General features: G+C 49.7%; 16 protein-coding genes and 1 pseudogene. 9 read left to right on the top strand and 8 right to left on the bottom strand.

Translation table 11 applies throughout. The features are described from left to right. Positions 1-219 precede the first annotated feature (219 nt). Positions 220-1,320: a cyclic nucleotide-binding domain-containing protein gene (locus JWG88_RS00170; protein WP_205231661.1), complete on the top strand. Its 1,101-nt coding sequence runs from the start codon at positions 220-222 to the stop codon at positions 1,318-1,320. A gap of 10 nt (positions 1,321-1,330) precedes the next feature. Here the strand turns inward: JWG88_RS00170 and JWG88_RS00165 are convergent, their stop codons facing one another. From JWG88_RS00165 to JWG88_RS21795, 5 genes and pseudogenes are all read right to left on the bottom strand, one after another. Continuing rightward, positions 1,331-3,544, bottom strand: coding sequence for a U32 family peptidase (locus JWG88_RS00165; protein WP_205231660.1), 2,214 nt, complete (start codon positions 3,542-3,544; stop codon positions 1,331-1,333). A 1-nt stretch (position 3,545) separates the two neighbouring features. Continuing rightward, positions 3,546-4,079: a bifunctional pyr operon transcriptional regulator/uracil phosphoribosyltransferase PyrR gene (gene pyrR, locus JWG88_RS00160; RefSeq protein WP_205231659.1), complete on the bottom strand. Its 534-nt coding sequence runs from the start codon at positions 4,077-4,079 to the stop codon at positions 3,546-3,548. Continuing rightward, on the bottom strand, positions 4,076-4,657 hold the full coding sequence (purN, locus tag JWG88_RS00155; RefSeq protein ID WP_205231658.1) for a phosphoribosylglycinamide formyltransferase: 582 nt from the start codon (positions 4,655-4,657) through the stop codon (positions 4,076-4,078). The genes pyrR and purN overlap by 4 nt, the downstream gene beginning before the upstream one ends. A gap of 48 nt (positions 4,658-4,705) precedes the next feature. Then, a pseudogene (locus JWG88_RS00150) lies at positions 4,706-5,281 on the bottom strand (IMP cyclohydrolase); the annotation flags it as partial. 8 nt (positions 5,282-5,289) lie between these two features. Then, positions 5,290-5,682 carry an RNA-binding S4 domain-containing protein gene (locus tag JWG88_RS21795; RefSeq protein ID WP_205231656.1) on the bottom strand — a complete coding sequence of 131 codons (393 nt, stop codon included), beginning with the start codon at positions 5,680-5,682 and terminating at the stop codon, positions 5,290-5,292. Between the two features lie 302 nt (positions 5,683-5,984). Here JWG88_RS21795 and folE2 point away from each other — a divergent pair, with 302 nt between their 5' ends. Next, positions 5,985-6,728: a GTP cyclohydrolase FolE2 gene (gene folE2, locus JWG88_RS00140; protein ID WP_205231655.1), complete on the top strand. Its 744-nt coding sequence runs from the start codon at positions 5,985-5,987 to the stop codon at positions 6,726-6,728. Positions 6,729-6,778: 50 nt separating this feature from the next. Here the strand turns inward: folE2 and JWG88_RS00135 are convergent, their stop codons facing one another. Continuing rightward, positions 6,779-7,963: an aminotransferase-like domain-containing protein gene (locus JWG88_RS00135; RefSeq protein WP_205231654.1), complete on the bottom strand. Its 1,185-nt coding sequence runs from the start codon at positions 7,961-7,963 to the stop codon at positions 6,779-6,781. A gap of 245 nt (positions 7,964-8,208) precedes the next feature. On the opposite strand from JWG88_RS00135, the gene JWG88_RS00130 reads away from it, so the two are divergent. Beyond that, complete coding sequence (locus tag JWG88_RS00130; RefSeq protein ID WP_205231653.1) at positions 8,209-9,183, top strand: MBL fold metallo-hydrolase; 975 nt, start codon at positions 8,209-8,211, stop codon at positions 9,181-9,183. 106 nt (positions 9,184-9,289) lie between these two features. On the opposite strand, the gene yjgA is transcribed toward JWG88_RS00130, so the two are convergent. Next, positions 9,290-9,835, bottom strand: a complete 546-nt coding sequence (gene yjgA, locus JWG88_RS00125) for a ribosome biogenesis factor YjgA (protein ID WP_205231652.1) — start codon at positions 9,833-9,835, stop codon at positions 9,290-9,292. Positions 9,836-9,841: 6 nt separating this feature from the next. Further along, on the bottom strand, positions 9,842-11,464 hold the full coding sequence (gene gpmI, locus JWG88_RS00120) for a 2,3-bisphosphoglycerate-independent phosphoglycerate mutase (protein ID WP_205231651.1): 1,623 nt from the start codon (positions 11,462-11,464) through the stop codon (positions 9,842-9,844). A gap of 249 nt (positions 11,465-11,713) precedes the next feature. On the opposite strand from gpmI, the gene JWG88_RS00115 reads away from it, so the two are divergent. The 6 genes from JWG88_RS00115 (at position 11,714) to JWG88_RS00090 (ending at position 18,480) form a co-directional block, all read left to right on the top strand. Beyond that, on the top strand, positions 11,714-12,319 hold the full coding sequence (locus tag JWG88_RS00115; RefSeq protein WP_205231650.1) for a hypothetical protein: 606 nt from the start codon (positions 11,714-11,716) through the stop codon (positions 12,317-12,319). Between the two features lie 133 nt (positions 12,320-12,452). Next, positions 12,453-13,718: a molybdopterin molybdotransferase MoeA gene (locus tag JWG88_RS00110; RefSeq protein ID WP_205231649.1), complete on the top strand. Its 1,266-nt coding sequence runs from the start codon at positions 12,453-12,455 to the stop codon at positions 13,716-13,718. Then, positions 13,715-15,640, top strand: a complete 1,926-nt coding sequence (locus JWG88_RS00105) for a molybdopterin biosynthesis protein (protein ID WP_205231648.1) — start codon at positions 13,715-13,717, stop codon at positions 15,638-15,640. The genes JWG88_RS00110 and JWG88_RS00105 overlap by 4 nt, the downstream gene beginning before the upstream one ends. Before the next feature lie 57 nt (positions 15,641-15,697). Then, complete coding sequence (locus JWG88_RS00100; RefSeq protein ID WP_205231647.1) at positions 15,698-17,425, top strand: aldehyde ferredoxin oxidoreductase family protein; 1,728 nt, start codon at positions 15,698-15,700, stop codon at positions 17,423-17,425. Beyond that, the gene (locus JWG88_RS00095; RefSeq protein ID WP_205231646.1) at positions 17,425-17,649 is read left to right on the top strand and encodes a MoaD/ThiS family protein; all 225 of its coding nucleotides are present in this window, start codon (positions 17,425-17,427) and stop codon (positions 17,647-17,649) included. The genes JWG88_RS00100 and JWG88_RS00095 overlap by 1 nt, the downstream gene beginning before the upstream one ends. A gap of 561 nt (positions 17,650-18,210) precedes the next feature. Then, positions 18,211-18,480 (top strand): acylphosphatase, encoded by a 270-nt coding sequence (locus JWG88_RS00090; RefSeq protein WP_205231645.1) that lies wholly within the window; start codon positions 18,211-18,213, stop codon positions 18,478-18,480. Positions 18,481-18,482: the final 2 nt, after the last annotated feature.

Raw genomic sequence — 18,482 nt, 5'->3', positions numbered from 1 at the left:
TGCCTTTTCAGATCTACGACGACGTAGATCGAGACTTTTCCAAGTTTAACAGAATTTTATTAGATAATCTGAGGTGCGAAAACTGTCGATTCCATGTATTTTAAGAGATATGAACATAAAATTATCGCGGAGAAGACACAGGAGATTGATTAGTCAGCAAAATCGATTCGACAGTGTTGTATACTTAAGATAAAGATATTACTCGGAAGAAGTCTATCAATGGGTTTTCCTGAAGTTAAATTCAGAGTTGTAGAAAACAGAAAATGTCCCCATTTCAATTATGGCGATACTTTCTGTGTTACCGGAATTGCCATCGCCATGAAGAGCGATGAGGATAATTCCTACATTACCACATCTGTGGTGCACACTCCGTATGAAAGAAAGAGCTGTAAAATTCTCAATGCCGACCTTACCCGCCTTATCATTCAATACGAACGGGGTGACAAGATTCCGGTCTGCATGATTAACTGCAGCGGCTGCACCGGCTCCATCCGGCTGGAGCATAACAAGGATGATTTATTTTCCCTGGAGGATAATGATGCCATTCTCTCCGATGAACTGGCCTCGATGATGAATCTTCTCAGCGGCTTCGCCTTCTTCAAGAGCATAGATCAGAATAATCTCGACAAGGTAATGCAATACTTCCGGATGAAGACCTTCAAGAGCGGAGACATCATTATTCGCAAAGGTGAAGTCGGGGGCAATTTTTTTATCATTGCATCAGGAAGCGTCAGCGTCCTCAATGAAGGCGGAATCGCCATCTCTACCCTCTCAAAAGGAGATGTTTTCGGTGAAATGAGTCTGATCTGCAATGAACGGGTCAGCGCCACGATTCAGGTAAAGGAACCAGCTTCCATCCTCTATATAGATCGGGACAACTTCACAAAAATCATTGATCGGTATCCGACGGTTCAACTCTATTTTTCACGAATCATGGCAAACAGGCTCAATAAATCCAATACAATTCGAGCAGCCGATCTCTCTTCGGGAATGATAGGCAACCTTTCCGACATTCCGGCTGAAGCTCTTTTTCAGACGCTTAACATGAATTGCAAGACAGGAATCCTTACAATCAATGAACTTTCCAAGGGAACAGCGCGCTTCTCTTTCCGGCAAGGTTCTCTGATCAAGGCCAAATACGCTGAACTCAGCGGCGAGTCTGCTTTTTACGAAATTCTCAAAGAATACGGTGGGAGGTTTCGTTTCACTCCGGGAATCCCTCCCGAAGAGTTTGAAACTCCCGAGATCGGCTATTTTATGAAATTGCTCATGGAAGGGATGCGCCGTCTGGATGAAGTTAAGCCCAGACCGACGAATTAGTCAGGGAAACTTATTCCAGTTTCCCCAGATAATTAAAGGTGGGAAGTTTGCGGAATTTTCCGGTCCCGGAGATTCTGTCCGCCAACTCTTTCAGCTCCTTTTCTCCCATGCGCTGGGAAGTAGTGTCGATTACCACGTAATCCAGTCCCATATCCTGCAGTTCGGGAAGATATCCCAACAGCGAAAACGGACGGGTTGGTACGGTGGCCACCATGCCATCCTTCTTGGTTAAATAAAATTCCTCATTCTTGGGACTGACAAGATTTTTATTGAACTGGAAATGTTGGCTGTTCAGACGGGAAGTAAAGAGCGGCAAAGCGCCATATACCGTTAACCCCAGCCGTATCTTGCGATGGCCGACCGCCCTGGCCCCTGTCTCTGCGGTACGATTTTTATGGTTTCGTATGAGCACGGCCAGAGCGGTGCGATCCATTTCCACGGCAACCTGTGTCCCCTCGAGCCCCACAGCGGAAGCAGCGGAAAGCGCCTGGCTGTTGGCCAGGTTGAGAGTATAGTCGCCATAGAGATGAACCCTTTCTCTTCCGAAAAGACGCGTCTGGCTGATATGGCCCAGCTGAAAACTACGAAAGCCGGATCGAATAAGCAGACTGATCTGCTTGCGGTATCTGGCGATATCTTTCTCCCACATCACCGGAGGCAGCGCCCATACTACATTGCGGCTCCTCTTGCCGAGAAATCTCTTGATATTTGCCGACTGGCTCAGCATTCTTTTATCAAAGCTCAGCAAAAAGACATCGGCCCGAAAGGGAAGCTTCCCGGTAACCAGTTTATCGGATTCGACCCTGAGCCACAAATCAGGTGTGTTACTGCGGGTTATGCCCTTTTTCCCTTTTCCCCCCGACATCAGGGGATCAGGGCTGGCAGCTATTTGCTCGGTCGGCAAAATGTGGCGCTGCAAACCACGAACTGCGTTTTTCTGCTGACCGCGTATCTGTTCGAATTTCTTCCTGAATCTCACAATCGCTTCATGGAAGCCAACTTGAGGTGTAGAACTCTTCTTTTCATCAAGCTTGAATAGTTCTACTCTGCTGGTTTCTATCGCCTCCTGATCCTCCGGCAGAAAAATCTGCACATTGCCTCCGGATGGTGCCGATTCGGCTTCTTTACCGTCAAGCAGCATTTGATGCACGGTGAATGCTTTTCTCTCGCCGCTGGATTCGATATGAAGGCGCAGCCGGTCACCGATATTCAAGGGATATTTGAGCTTAATCTTGCCCAGCAGCGATCCCTTTTTATACCCGATTGAAAAGAATGATCCCAGATGAAGGCCCATATTACCGGAATGCTGAGGAGTAATGGCCTCCTGCGGTTGTGGAGAGAAAAAATATCCCGACGAAGTTTTCCGTCCCATGGCTTCATCCGCCAGTTTTGTCGCGGTTGCTATGGCCCGGTGTCGTTCTGAATCATTGGCATCAATGACCAGCCTGTAGGCTTCGACAATTTTGCTGACATAATTCGCTGAGCGAAGTCTGCCCTCAATTTTCAGCGAAGAAATTCCCATTTCCTTCAGTTGGGCGACAGCCTCAAAGCCGGCCAGATCATTCATGGAAAAGATATAACTGCCGCCTCCTCCTCTGCCGCCCTTCTTTTTCCCACCCTGGCCTCTCCAGCTATAGGCTCTGCGGCAGGGCTGAACGCATCGTCCGCGCAATCCGCTTTTCCCTCCCAGGAATGAGGAAAAAAGACATAAGCCCGAATAGGAGTAGCACATCGCTCCATGGATAAATATCTCCAGATCAATCTCCGTCTTTCGGCGAATGTCATAGATTTCCTTCAAGGTGAGTTCCCGGGCAAGTACCACCCGCTTACATCCCATCGCACCAAGTGCCTTGACACTTTCACTGCTGCTTGCGCCCATCAGAGTGGAGCCATACATGGTCAGATCGGGAAAATGATGGCGGATAAGCTGCATCAGGCCGAAGTCCTGAACGATCAGGGCATCGGGCTGCATTTTTTCCACTAGGGCAAGGGTTTCTATCAGAGTGGGTAGTTCTCGCTCGAGAATAAGGCTGTTTGCGGCGAGAAAGACCTTTTTGCCCTTCTGGTGGGCAAAGTCGATCATCGCCCAGATCTCCTCTAAGGAGAGGTCTCTGCTGAGATTTCTGGCGTTTATTCCTGGCGCACCCACATAAACAGCGTCGGCACCGGCCAGCAGGGCTGCATGGAAATTCTCGATATTTCCTGCGGGAGCTAAAAGTTCCATATCAGCTTTCAATAATTACCCGATCTTCATTATCCTGCTCGCTCAGTAGGACCTGAATACGTTCATTGGGACGCACGCTGGTGACGAGTCCGGTATAGTCCGGCTGGATAGGAAGCTCGCGGCCGCCGCGGTCCACCAGTGAAGCTAATTGAATGGAGTTCGGCCTGCCGTAATCCATGATGGCATCCATGGCCGCCCGTATTGTCCGGCCTGTAAAAATCACATCGTCAACCAGTATCAGGTTGACCCCTTCCACCGAAAAAACGATGTCGGTGGTTTTTACCACGGGACTCTGCGTTATCAAGCTCCAGTCATCCCTGTAAAGAGTGATATCAAGGCTCCCGGAATCCACCGGGCCGCCGCTGATATCTTCAATAAGCCGGACGAGACGATCAGCAAGAAAGACGCCACAGGTGTGAATGCCCACAACAGCCAGTCGCCTGGCAGTATGATTCTTTTCCAGTATCTGCAGTGCGATTCGCCGCAGGGCCAGGGTAATATCATCACCTGTCATTATTGTCTGTGTCTCAGTCACTTCACCACCCGCTGCCAAAAAAATTCGACACCCTTTTCATTTACCCTGTTTATTGCTTCCGGGAAGGCCTCGCATTCTGCATCAAATACCTTCGAAGCAATTGTATCCACGGAATCGTCGTAGCCGAGTTCCACGCATTTTTGCAGGATGATAGGGCCTTCATCATATATTTCATTGGCAAAATGCACTGTACAGCCGCTTACCATGCAGCCTCTTTCCTTAACAGCCCTATGCACACTGGATCCATAATATCCTTGACCGCAAAATGAAGGAATCAGAGAGGGATGAATATTAATTACCGACTTTTGCAGCGTTTGCGGTGGAGTGTAGAGCTTGAGATAGCCGGCAAGACAAATTACATCGATATCATAATCAGCAAGAATATTATTAGTTGCCTCGCTTCCTTCGCAAAAAAATGCAGGATAGCCATATTTCCTGGCCTTCTCCAGACCAAGTGCATCGGCAACATTGGAAACCACGGTCTGAATTTCCGCCTGCAAACTGCCTGCTTCAATCTTCTCGTGAAAATTATCCAGGGTTCTGCCGCTTCCTGAAAGGAGGACCGCCATTTTGAGCATCGTCTATTCTCCTCTGAAGTAGTCGTTGTTGTCTACATTAACCGATTCGAGCCATTCGGAAATTGCCGTGTCATATTGGGAGGTCAGGGCAAATACCTTGGTCGCCAGATAAAACCGGGTCTTCAGAGTGGTATTTCCGTCACTTTTTATTTCATTCAGCACCAGCTCATAATCACCCGGATCAACGATGACGGTGACATCCTGAAAATTTTTCGCCGCAGCCCTCAGCAGCGTCGGTCCGCCGATGTCGATATTCTCGATGGCATCGGCAAGGCTGCAGTTGGGATCGGCAACGGTTTTCTCAAAGGCATAGAGGTTCACGGCCACAAGATCGATATCGGCAATAGAGTATTCATTGCATTGTCGGCGATGTTCTTCATTTCCTCGCTGGTTAAGGATTCCGCCATGCACTTTGGGATGCAGCGTCTTGACTCTGCCGTCGAGCATTTCCGGAAATCCGGTAAACTCTGAGACATCCCGTACCTCTACTCCGGCATCTCGCATCTTTTTGGCGGTACCGCCGGTGGAAAGTATCTCTACGCCCAGACTGTTCAACTGCCCGGCAAAATCCACGATTCCCGACTTGTCGGTAAGGCTGATCAACGCCCGCTCTATCTTCTTCATAGCTTCTCCTATTTTTTCCGTATAAATTCCCGAATCTTTCTTCTATCACGCTTGTCGGGCTTTTTTGCAGGTGAAGATTGGCCGGCATAATACATTTTCCGCAATTCTACCTGCTCCCGACGGCGTTCAATGCTCTCCGCAGATTCTTCATACAACAGCCTGGCCTCGGAAGCCGGACGACGGTATTTGGAAAGCCCTGAAATAACGATATCAAACTCCAGCTCCTGCTTGGTAATCAGCAACCTGTCGCCAGGGGCTACAAATCTGGAAGATTTTGTTCTTGCTCCATTAAGATGCACCTTGCCGCCGTTGACGGCCTGTGAAGCCAGGGACCGTGTTTTAAAAAATCGTGCCGCCCAGAGCCATTTATCAATTCGAATATTTTCAACCGGATTGTTCATCTCAACTCTTAGGTCTTCCTCTTCAGCATGTTCAAGATAGGAATTCGACAAATTACAATGAATCCATCATAAACGCCCAGAAAAAATATTCTACATCAAAACCCGGACGAAATGAGTCCAACTCGGCAACCTCCGTGTCTTTTTATGAATCATTATTGTTGAATCAATCGAAAAAGAGTATTACACAATTACTTGCTCAAAGAGCACAGTATATTCACCAATGGCTTCACTGTCCATTTCTTTGAACCGCTTCCGGCCCAGAGAAAAAATATTAATCACTGCTTCCTCATTTTCATAAAATCATGTCAGCTCAAATACAGGTTGTCGGCATAAAGGATATCCAACTCCCCGTCAAAGTTCGCGAACGGGACGGCGGGCTTCAAAACACCGTAGCAACCATGGCCTTACGGGTAAATATTCCCGGCAAACGCAGGGAGAGCTGTCTCTCTATTTTCACCTCTGTACTCAATAAATACCTGGAAGATATCACCTACACCAACTTTTCCAAAATACTGGACGACGTCAAGCAGGCACTCGATGCAAAAAGCGCCGAACTGGAGATGATTTTTCCGTATTTTATCGAGAAGAAGGCCCCGGTTACTGAAACCAAAGGGTTGATGGAGTATCGTTGCACTTTTACTGGTACCTGCGGATCCACCAGCGATTTTACCCTCTCTGTCTGTGTACCGGTCACAACTCTCTGTCCCTGTTCCAAGGAAATCAGTGAAGCGGGTGCACACAATCAACGTGCCGAAGTCTGCCTCAACGTCAGATTCTCCAAATTCATCTGGGTTGAAGATCTTGTCGAAATGATTGAAAAGTCAGCATCATGTGAAGTATATTCTCTGCTGAAGAGACCGGATGAAAAATACGTGACCGAGCAGGCCTACAAAAATCCCATGTTTGTAGAGGATGTCGTGCGCAAGGTAGCAGTCTCAGCCTTGGACCACCCCGATATCACTTGGTTTTCAGCTAGCGTGGAAAGTTTTGAATCGATCCATAAACATAGCGCTTATGCCTATGTTGACAGCAATGAAATGCGCTGAGATCACGCCTGCGCCCCGGCAACAGCAGCAGAGAGGTGAAATTTCCCGACTTAGTCGGCAAAGAGCCTGGTGGCAGCCCTGCTGAGACGGAGCATCCCCTCCTCAATGGTCGCCTCATCCACACAGGAAAAGCTCAGTCGAAAAGTCTGCGGGTTATCGCCCTTGACGTAAAAAGGTGCTCCGGGAACGAAAACCACCCTCTCCTCCACTGCATAATTGAACAGATCCATGGAACTGAACCCCTCGGGAAGCTTCCCCCAGAGAAACATGCCGCCTTCCGGACGGGTAAAAGTAATAGACTCCGGCAGATGTTTTTCCATGCCCGCTATCATAGCCCGGCACTGTCTGCCATACGATTCGATTATTTTTTGAATATGTTCATCCACATCATTTTCCAGAAGATAATGATAAAAAATATATTGCGTGAAATGGCAGGTATGCAGGTCAGCTGCCTGTTTGGCGATTAACACCTTCTCCATAATATCATCCGGAGCAACGATCCAACCGATCCGAAAACCCGGGATCACGGTTTTGGAAAATGAACCCAGCAGAACGGTCTGCTCGGGCAGGTAATGGTAAAATGACGGTATGGCTTCTCCCTGGAAACGCAGCTCACCATAGGGATCGTCTTCTATCAATATAGCGTTTCCGGCCCGCATGTACTTACACATCTGCTCCCGGTCCGTCTCCGAATAGCTGATACCCGAAGGATTCTGAAAATTCGGCACGACATAAACAAGCTTGGAATCGGCCATTGCCACACCTTCCCGGAATCGAACCATATCTACACCCTTCTCATTCACTCCAAATGGACGAAAATCGGGCTGATAGACCGTGAATGCCTGAAGAGCACCAAGATACCCCGGTTCCTCCACAACCATCCCGTCTCCCTTGTTCAAAAAAACCTTACCAAGCAGATCGAGCCCCTGCTGTGCGCCATTGAGAATAAGGATATTTTTTGGGCTTACATCAATGTTTTTTTTCTCTTTATATCGAAGAGCTATCAATTCGCGCAGGCCGAGACTTCCTTCGGAGCCTGCATATTGAAGGCAGTCACTTCCATAGATCTGGAAAACCTTTGCACTTGCCGCCTGCAGCGCTGCTGTTGGAAACAGATCTTTATTGGGCAGGCCGCCGGCGAAAGATATGATTTCAGGATCAAGGGAGATTTTCAATATCTCGCGGATAAATGATTTGGGAACAGCAGCCATGCGATCTGCAAACACATTCTTCATCTGGGCATTTCCTTTCTGATAAGGTGGGACATTGGTGTTTTCAAAATCATACTCATTGCAGCTTTACCACAATTATCTGAAATATCTATAGGAAAATTGCACCGGTAATTCGAATAGGAAACTCTGCGGCAATCTGAAAAATGTGCCGCAATCTGTTGCTTGACATCATCATCTGAGCTCCTATACATTGTAAGAGAAACTAGAGCATTTCACTCTTCCAGCTTAGCTGGATCAGGAGGTCAGATATGAGAAACATTACGACCGCTTATTGTATTTTCTGCGCAGCAGTTATTTTTTTCTTTTCCGCTTCCTCTTTGGCGCAGACAGTAAAAATCACCCCTATCGGCAGTCACGAGGGTGAGTACTGCGCCTATGACCGTGCCCTGATTTTTGAGGATCCCGACGGCACCAGGCTGCTTTTCGATGCGGGTCGCACTGTAATCGGACCGAATGATACACGGCTCGGCAAAATAGATGCCGTTTTGCTCAGCAGCATGCACGCCGACCATGCAGGAGACTATCACATATCCAGGGTGGACAGCGGAACCTGTGCTCAGCCGCAGGCCGAAGTGTCCACTCTTCCACACTCGAACACCGCAGCGATTATTGCCGGTAAAAGAGCTAAAGCCTTTCTCGGTAGCGAAATGTATAGCTTTATACGGACAAAGGTAGAAGATGCCGGAGGATCCGGAGAACAGGTTGAGCCTCTCAGCTTCGGAGGGGAGCGTCAGATAGGAGGGGTGCGACTGGCAATAGTTCCGGTAACTCACAGCAACGGTATCGACAGCAGTTTCATTAACGAAGAGCTGGCCGGATTGCTTAAATTTGATGGATTAACGGCCTACACCGGCCCGGCAAATGGTTATGTTCTAACGTTCTCAAACGATCTGGTGGTTTATCTTTCCGGAGACAGCGGCATCTTCGCCGATCAGGATGTCACCATTCGCCGTTTTTACGGCGCAGAACTGGCAGTCATCAACGCCGGCGGCGTCTTCACTTCCGGTCCGAGGGAGGCGGCTTATTCTATTAACGAGCTGATTAGACCCAGGGCCGTAATCCCCGGTAATATGAATGAAGCCGCCACCGTAAACGGCAGAAGCAGGGCCGGTACAAAAACCGCTCAACTTGTCAAACTGATAAATGGCATCCCGGTGTTCCTGCCCTTGAGCGGCCGGACTATGGAGTTCGACGGACAGGGCAGATGTCTACGCGGCTGTTAAATTTGATGATCTCGTAAAAGTTATCGCCGGGATGAACTCTGCGAAGAGTGCAGACTTCGATAAAGCTTGTTGGTAGGCGTAGTATCGAGCTTACGAGTCCATTGTGTTAGTTTGTGCCGGCTCGCACCTTTACTTCTATTGCCGCCTTAATCATCCGAAACAGCTCGCGATAATGAGTTTTATTGCGGGTGCGCACATAGCCGTAGGCACACCGTCTTAAGTCCGTTTCATTTAAGCTGGGCAATTCTGCAAGGATATCGGGGAGAAAGTCACTGCGGTAATCCGGCTCAAAGGAAATTTGGTCCCTGCGGCATACATCATTGAGCTCCATGGCCTCATTAACGATGATGTCCCGCCACCTCTCCGCTTGATGAAAATGCTGATTTTCTTTTAAATCTGAGCCTTTTCTGTCCTTGAGAAAGGAATAAACCTCGTCCAGGTGCTCCTGACGCAGCACTTTGCCAAGGTACTTTATCTGACGTTTTCGGGCACCGCCCTTCAACCCCCGACACTGCTTGATTTCAGTCTTTATTGCCTCGCTGCCGGGGAACTTTTTCAGGTCATTGTCACTCAGCTCCGCCAGTTCCGCAGCCAGTTCCTCGACCTGTTTAAAGAGCCTTTTCTGCTCCGACCGGCTTATTTTTTCAACCATAATATTTCACACTTTTTCCAGGAGCGAGGGCTCATAATCGGGAGGCGGGCTATAGCCCAGTAAGGTAATGAGAGTAGCACCCACATTGGGAAGACCTGGATCACTCACACCCGTCAAGGCAAATCTGCGCTCTCCGCCAAAGTCCTTGACGATGAACGGGACAGGATTTGTGGTATGGGCAACCATAGGTACACGTTTACCATTCTTTTCTGTATACAGGCAATCGGCATTGCCGTGATCCGCGCTGACCGCCAGAATACCGCCGGCCTTTTTAACTGCCTTCAACACCCTGCCAAGACAGAAATCAACCGTCTCCACTGCAATTCTTACAGCAGCTTCAAATCCGGTATGGCCGACCATATCGCCATTGGCATAATTAAGCCGGATAAACTGATATTCCCCGCTTTCAATGGCCTCAACGACACTATCAGTGACTTCGACCGCCTTCATCCAGGGTTTTTTTTCAAAAGTAACTTTATCCGAAGGTATTTCGACATATTTCTCCAGATCTCTGTCAATATAGCCTGATTTGTTGCCGTTCCAGAAGTAAGTGACGTGACCGAATTTCTGTGTCTCGGCGATGGCGAACGAGGTGATACCGGCAGCACAGAGATACTCTCCCAAAGTGCGGCCGATGACAGGCGGGTTGATGAGGTAGTTTTCAGGTATTTTGGCATCGCCGTCATACTGCATCATACCGGCATAATAGACATCCGGCACCCGTTTTCTGTCAAACTCATTGAAATCGTCCTCATCGAAGGCACGTGACAATTCGATGGCTCTGTCTCCGCGAAAATTAAAAAAGACGACGGCATCACCATCTTCTATGGTGCCGACGGGCTTTCCCTTTTCAGCTATGACGAAACTTTCCACATACTGATCCGTCATGTCGGGATCTTCCTCATAGGAAGTTCGAATCGCCTCACACGCCGAAGAAAACTGTCTTCCCTCCCCAAGCACATGTGCCTTCCAGCCATTCTCGACCACATTCCAGTCGGCGCCGTATCTGTCCATCGTCGTGACCATTCGCCCGCCTCCTGATCCAAATCGGTAATCTTTGCCAGTTGCCGATATCTCAGTCAGTCGCTGTTCAAGGGGTTCAAAGTACTGAAGAGCACTTTTCTGACCGACATCACGGCCATCCAACAGCCCGTGCAGGCGAACATGCTCGATGCCGCTTTCGGCACAGTGGTCCAGCAGCGTATAGAGATAGTGTACATTACTGTGCACATTGCCATCCGATACGAGGCCGATAAAATGGACTGTTTTCCCTTCTTTTCCCCTTTTTTCAACCTCCTGCCAACTCTCTCCGGAAAAAAGCGTCCCATTGGCAATAGCTTCATTAATCAGTCTGGCACCCTGTGCGATTATGCGCCCGGCACCCAGGGCATTATGTCCTACTTCCGAGTTCCCCATATCGCCATCAGTGGGTAATCCGACAGCCAGCCCGTGGGCCTTGAGGGTAGTCTGCAATGGTTCCTCCTGCAACAGGTCGAGCACTGGAGTATAGGCCATGTACACTCCGTCATTCTCATCTCTTGAACCGATGCCGATACCGTCCATGATCACAAAAACAACCGGTCCTTTAATTTGCTCGCCCGGCAATGGTTTTAAAGCCAAATCTTTCATTTGTCCTCCTTTACGGTTTGCGCTAAACCTGGATTGGATAAACCCTGAGGCAGGAAATTACTTTATTTTGCTATTTCAGGAAGAATATCTTACTATATAGCGAGTCTCTTATCTAATATTATGCATTATTTCGCGAGGTACGGGACTGCAAAGAGCAATTATCGCTGGTAGATGTTTTATATCGGGTTCGCTCAGTGAGAGCGTGTCATTTAAGGACAAGCATTAATAAAATATATTGCCTGGTAAGAAATGCAACACAATAGCAAAATAATACCTTCCTTAAAGATATCCGTTCCTTTTGGGAAGATAAAATTCTTCACCACAATTCTTCAGTCGGGAATCCTGTTGCCATGCCAAACCCACACACCGCTCGGAGTATTTCTTGACAGCCTGCCCGACTTTGACATAGTTTATATTTCCGAGAGAATCCAGACCATTTTCCTGGACGGCAACGCCCTTGATGATCTTCAACAGCCGCTCTCAAACCCCAGGCACGTAGTGGCTCTTTCCGCGGCGATGCCCGGTCTTGCAGGTGCCATCTTTAGAAGAAACAGTATGTGTGCGGCCCTGCGCACCCGCTCTTCGCAGACGGCACCATTGGAGAGTGCAGAGGAAACCATGGTTCACCTCAAATTATTCAACATGATTGCCCAGGAAAAAGGCGCAGGCATTCTTGCTATGGGAGGATATTTCACTGGAGAAAACCTTCAAGATTTTTTGGGCAGGCGACCCTCCCTGCTGCAGTCCATAAGTTCAATTGAACTGGACAGTCAGCCACTGCAGCCTGATATCTTTCTCTCTCGTCTGCTCGGCAACGCTCAATATCATCTCAGAATACTAGGGAAAGATATCTAACTTCAGCCTGGCGGAACTGGACTCTTTACAGTACCCCCTTGAGGGGGTAAGTGTTTTGGCCACAGGAGGTTAATTCATTGACTCATTTTTTCCGTTTTCTTGTTTTTGACAGTTTTTCAGGAGTAAACCACTAATGTCCAAAACACAGACCCGTGACATGCTGGGACGCCAGGGGCTCATGGCAGTTGATCAGGCCCTTCATCTTCTGCTGGATCACCTGGACTGCAAAGCGGCGATTGAACTTATTGCCCTGGAGGTAGCCCTGGACCGCATTACCGCTTGCGAGATATTGGCCCCGGAAAATCTCCCGCAATATCCCCGTTCAACCATGGACGGCTACGCAGTTATGGCCGCCGACACCTTCGGTGCCTCGGAATCCATGCCGTGTTATCTGCAGATTCAGGGCGAAGTGCTCATGGGAGAAAATCCCAGCGACAGCCTCTCTGGAGGTCACTGTTTCAAAATTGCCACCGGAGGACTGCTGCCGCCTCAAGCCGATAGTGTGGTGATGTTTGAGCATACGGTACCGGTCGATGCAACCATGATCGAAGTTGTCAAAAGCGTCGGCCAGGGAGCCAATGTCATCCAGGCTGGAGATGATATACGGAAAAACACTGTGGCCTTACCCGCCGGCCACCAGCTGCGGCCTCAGGACCTCGGCTTGCTGGCAGGATTGGGGATCACCGAGATCGAGGTGAGAAAGAGGATTAAATTCGGCATTCTCTCCACCGGAGATGAGATTATTGATTATGGCAGCCGACCACAACCCGGCAAGATACGCAATATCAACTCTATCGCCATCGCCGCTCAGGCCAGACGATTAGGAGCGGATGTAACTGACTACGGCATCGTCTCGGATCGGCAGGAGAGCTTCTTTCCGGCGATTCAACGGGCTGTCTCTGAAAATGACGTTGTGGTCTTTTCCGGAGGAAGCTCGGTGGGCACCAGGGATCTTGGTGAAAAAGCAATCGATTCACTTGGCACTCCCGGCGTTCTGGTCCATGGCGTCGCCCTCAAACCCGGCAAACCCATTCTCATCGGCCTGCACGGTGATACTCCCATTTTCGGATTGCCCGGCCACCCCGTTTCGGCGATGACCTGCTTCGAGCTTTTTGTCAGCGCGGCCATGGAAAAGCTTGCCGGGAAACAGAGCGAAAAAACGTGGAATATTCCTGCCATTGATGCGGTACTTGCCAAAAATATACCTTCAGCTCCCGGTAGAAAAGATATTGTCCGAGTGCAGCTGCGCCGTGAAGAAAATCAGCTGAAGGCCTACCCTGTCCTCGGAAAATCAGGTTCGATTTCCACCCTGTCACGCTCTCACGGCTATATAGTCATTGAAGAGCCCCTGCAGGGACTCAATACAAATTCAGATGTAAAGGTCCATCTTTATCAATGAGCGCACGAAATATATACCTTACCAATAAACCACTGAGTGAAGCCAGAGAACTGTGGAACGCCGCCCTTGGAAGACACCGATTTTTCGACAACGCTCCGACGGAAAGCATCAACGTTGACAACAGCCTCGGCAGGCTGACTGCCGAGGCTGTTTTTGCGGGAAACTCTTCCCCGTCTTACAACGCCGCTGCCATGGATGGAATTGCCGTAAGATTTGCCGATCTGGCTTCAGCCAACGAATCCAATCCCGTTATCCTTTCGCCGGAACACTACCAGGCAGTAAATACCGGAAATGCCCTTCCTCCGGACTTTGATGCCGTTGTGATGATTGAAGACGTCAACCTGCTCAGTGATGACAGAGTTGAGCTGATCTCTCCGGCTACACCCTGGCAGCATGTTCGCACCATCGGAGAGGACATAGTAGCCACGGAGCTTATTCTCCCGGAAAATCACCGCATTCGCCCCATTGACCAGGGCGCCATGCTGGCCACCGGTATCACCGAAGTAACCGTAAAGCGCAGCCCCAGGATTCTGGTAATCCCCACAGGTACCGAATTGGTGCAACCCGGACAAAGTGCCGAACCAGGTCAGATTATTGAATTCAACAGCCGCATACTGGCAGGATATCTCAATCAGTGGGGCGGCGAAGCCAGGCGGTCGCTGCCGGTGACCGATGAACCGGTACTTCTGGAAGAGGCTATTCTCGCTGCCGTCAAAGACAATGACATGGTGGTGCTTAATGCCGGAGCTTCTGCCGGAACCAAGGATTTCACCTCCTCCGTCCTGTCGAAGATAGGTGAAGTCATCGTGCACGGCATTGCTATAAAACCAGGAAAGCCCGTGATCCTGGCCATTGTTGACGATGTTCCGGTTATCGGACTTCCCGGCTATCCGGTTTCCGCTCTCCTCACCATGCGGCTTTTTGTCGAAGAAATGATCTCCGGGTTTCTGGGTACCGATATGGTGCCGCGCGAATATACCGCTGCAACAATGTCAAGGCCGGTTCATTCCTCCATGGGTGTTGATCAAATGGTCAGAGTAACACTGGGCCATGTCGGCGCCAATCTGATGTGCACCCCTTCCGGAAAAGGTGCAGGTGCCGTGATGTCGTTGGTCAGAGCCGATGGATTGCTTACCATACCGGCCGGCAGCGAAGGCGTTGGCGCCGGAGAAAAAGTGCAGGTAGAATTGCTTCGAGAGAAGAGCGAGATCGAGGCCACTCTGGTGGTTATCGGCAGTCATGACAACACCATCGATCTTCTTGCCAATCAACTCCACAAACACAAACCAAGGGTTCGCATATCCTCCGCCCATGTCGGTTCCATGGGCGGTATCATGGCGATCCGTCGCGGAGAGGCTCATCTTGCCGGCAGCCATCTGCTTGATGAAGAAAGCGGCGAGTATAATGTCCCATTCCTGCGCCGTCTTCTTCCCCAGACACCGCTCAAGCTCGTCAATCTCTGCTATCGGGAGCAGGGCTTCATGGTCCCTCAGGGCAATCCCAAAAAAATTGCAACTTTTGCAGATATTGCCAAAAATCAGCTGTCCTTTATCAATCGTCAGCGCGGAGCAGGCACACGTCTTCTGACCGACAAGATCCTTAAGGAACAGGGAATTGATCGCGCAGATATTAACGGCTATGCGCATGAGGAATATACCCATATGTCAATTGCTGCGGCTGTGGCTTCGGGCAGCGTCGATACCGGCATGGGAATCCGGGCCGCGGCACTCGCCCTGGGTCTCGATTTTGTCCCAGTGGCAGAGGAGCGCTACGATCTGATCATTCCTGAAGAATTTTACTCGGATTTCAAGGTATTGGCCTTACTGGATCTTATTCGGACTCAATCCGGCTTTCATCAGAAAATTCTTGAATTGGGCGGATATAATCTCCGGGATTGCGGCAAAATTTTGTATGAACAGTGAAAAAAAGACACAACTCAACGAGGAGCCAGGCTCCGGAATATCAAAAGGAGAATTAAAATGGCAGAAAAAATCTTTCGCATCAACATGACGGATTTATCGACCACGGTAGAAGATGTACCGGAAAAATGGGCTGCCTATGGCGGGCGCGGTCTGACATCTACAATTATCGCAGCGGAGGTCCCCCCCACCTGCCATCCGCTTGGACCAAACAATAAACTGGTAATCGCCCCGGGGCTCCTTTCAGGAACACCGGCCGCCAACTCCGGCCGCATCTCCATCGGCGCCAAAAGCCCTTTGACCGGTACAATCAAGGAATCCAACGCCGGCGGCACCGCTGCCCAGCTGCTGGCTCGGTGCGGCTGCAAGGCGCTCATCATCGAGGGCCAGCCGCCTCAGGGTAAATGGTATAAAATCAGTGTATCACCCGGTGCTGTGAGTGTCAGCGAAGAGACAGAGCTCGTCGGCAAGGGCAATTTCGAAGTTACCGAGAAACTGGGCACCCAACTTGAAGGAAAGCAAGGTGTTATCAGCATCGGTCCCGCAGGCGAAATGAAAATGGCTGCGGCCAATATCTCCGTTAAGGATCCCGACAACAAAGTACGCTCTGCCGGACGCGGAGGCCTTGGCGCGGTCATGGGATCAAAGGGTGTAAAATATATTACTATCGATCCTCGAGACGGCAAGGTGGAAATTGCCGATCCAGAGGCCTTCAAAGCTGCCAATAAAGCCTTTGCCAGCGCTCTGGTCAATCACCCCATCAGCCAGGGTCTGGGCCAGTACGGCACCAACGTTCTCGTCAATATCATCAATGAATCCGGAGGCCTTCCCACACGAAACTTTACTCAGGGTCAGTTTGAGGGCCATGAGAAAATTTCCGGAGAAACCATGTATGACCTGATCCAGGAACGTGGCGGCAAAGCCAAGCACGGCTGTCATGTCGGCTGCGTCATCCAGTGTTCACAGATATACAATGATGCTCAGGGGCAGTATAAAACCTCGGGTTTTGAATATGAATCGATCTGGGCTATGGGAGCCGACTGCTGTGTGGAGGATCTTGACATGATTGCCGAGGCCGACAGCTTGATGGATAATCTGGGCCTCGACTCGATCGAAACCTCGGTTGCCATGGGAGTAGCCATGGAGGCAGGTGTCCTGGAGTTCGGCGATGGTGCGGGAATGTGTAGAATTCTGCGCGATGAAGTAAGCAACGGTACCGGTCTCGGCCGCATCATCGGCGGCGGCGCCGGCATGGTTGGAAAATCATTTGGAGTGACCCGCGTACCGGTGGTCAAGAATCAGGCCATCCCTGCATATGATCCCCGCGCCATCAAGGGCATGGGCATAACATATGCCACCTCGACCATGGGCGCCGACCATACCATGGGTTATTCGGTTGCCACCAACATACTCAATGTCGGGGGTTCGGTCGATCCGCTGTCCAAGGAAGGCCAGATCGAGCTCTCCAGAAACCTGCAGATTGCCACGGCCGCCATCGATTCAACCGGTATGTGTCTCTTTATCGCTTTTGCAGCACTCGATGATGAAAAATGCTTGCCCGCGCTGATCGATCTGATCAATGCCAGATTCGGGCTCAGTCTCACCGGTGATGATGTCGTTAACCTCGGTAAATACATCCTCAAGACGGAAAAGGCCTTTAACGAAGCTGCCGGCTTCAGCAAAGAAGATGACCGGCTTCCTGAATTTTTCTCCCTCGAGAAGCTGCCGCCGCACAATGTGGTCTGGGACTTCAGCGGTGAGGAGATTGACACTTTCTGGGACTTCTAATGAAGGTTGAAGTAAAACTTTTTGCCTTTTTCCGGGAGAACCGTTTTAAAGTAAAGGTGTTCGAATTTGACCAGCCGGTCTCGGTGCTGCAAGTGATCAACCAGCTGGACATCAACCCGGATGAAGTAGGCGTCACTATGATCAATAATCGCCACTGCCGGCATGAGACGATGTTGCATGAAAATGACTCTCTGGGCATCTTTCCCTTGATCGGTGGCGGCTGATCTCCCGCCTTCATCGAAGATGCGGATCATTATCTGATCCGCATCTTTGTTTCTTGTACAAGGATGAAATAAGACGCTATCTCCTAGTTAAGCATTGGATATATCAATATCAAGGAACTTGGCTTGGATTCTTCCCCATCTTTTCCGGAACAAGCAAAGATATCTGCATAGGCGGCATTCTTTTTGATAATTCAGCACCTCTGCCTATCGGTTCGAGAATACAGGTCAGCCTCCCCATTCATGAGGGCCCTCCTCTGCTCCTCATTGAAACCTAGGTACGCATTGAAGCTTTCGGCGAAAGCGCTTATGATGTCGGCATGACCATCTCCTTCAAGGAAATGGAGAAAATCGCCAATACCGAAATTGCAAATTTTCTGCAAAACAATATCGTATAGCTATCGGGTACCCATCAGTAATCTGATATCCCGGAGAATAGGTCAGTTAACTTTTCAAGATTGAGAAGTGCCATACACAATGCTCTCGTAAAAAGTCATCAAAGTTGCCGGGATGAGCCTGGAAAAATTTCGTTATACTCTTCCGCTGCTAGACGAGGAATCAACTATGAAAACAGTACATGCGCGCATAAAAGGACGTGTACAGGGAGTTTTTTTCCGTGACTATACCAGGCGGAAAGCCGAAAAACTGTCCCTCAAGGGCTGGGTCAGAAATGAGCCGGACGGCACTGTGGGGGCGGTTTTCCAGGGAAGCGAAAGTGATATTGAAAAGATGATCGAGTGGCTCGACGAAGGCTCGCCTCAGGCAAATGTAACCGGTGTACAGGTTCAGGAGTGCTATGATGGCCACCGGTATAAGGATTTCCAGGTTCACTGACT

The sequence above is a fragment of the Desulfopila inferna genome (assembly GCF_016919005.1).
Classification (GTDB): Bacteria; Desulfobacterota; Desulfobulbia; order Desulfobulbales; family Desulfocapsaceae; genus Desulfopila_A; species Desulfopila_A inferna.
Note: the sequence above shows the minus strand (reverse complement) of the source record. Positions and strands in the feature narration are given on the sequence as shown.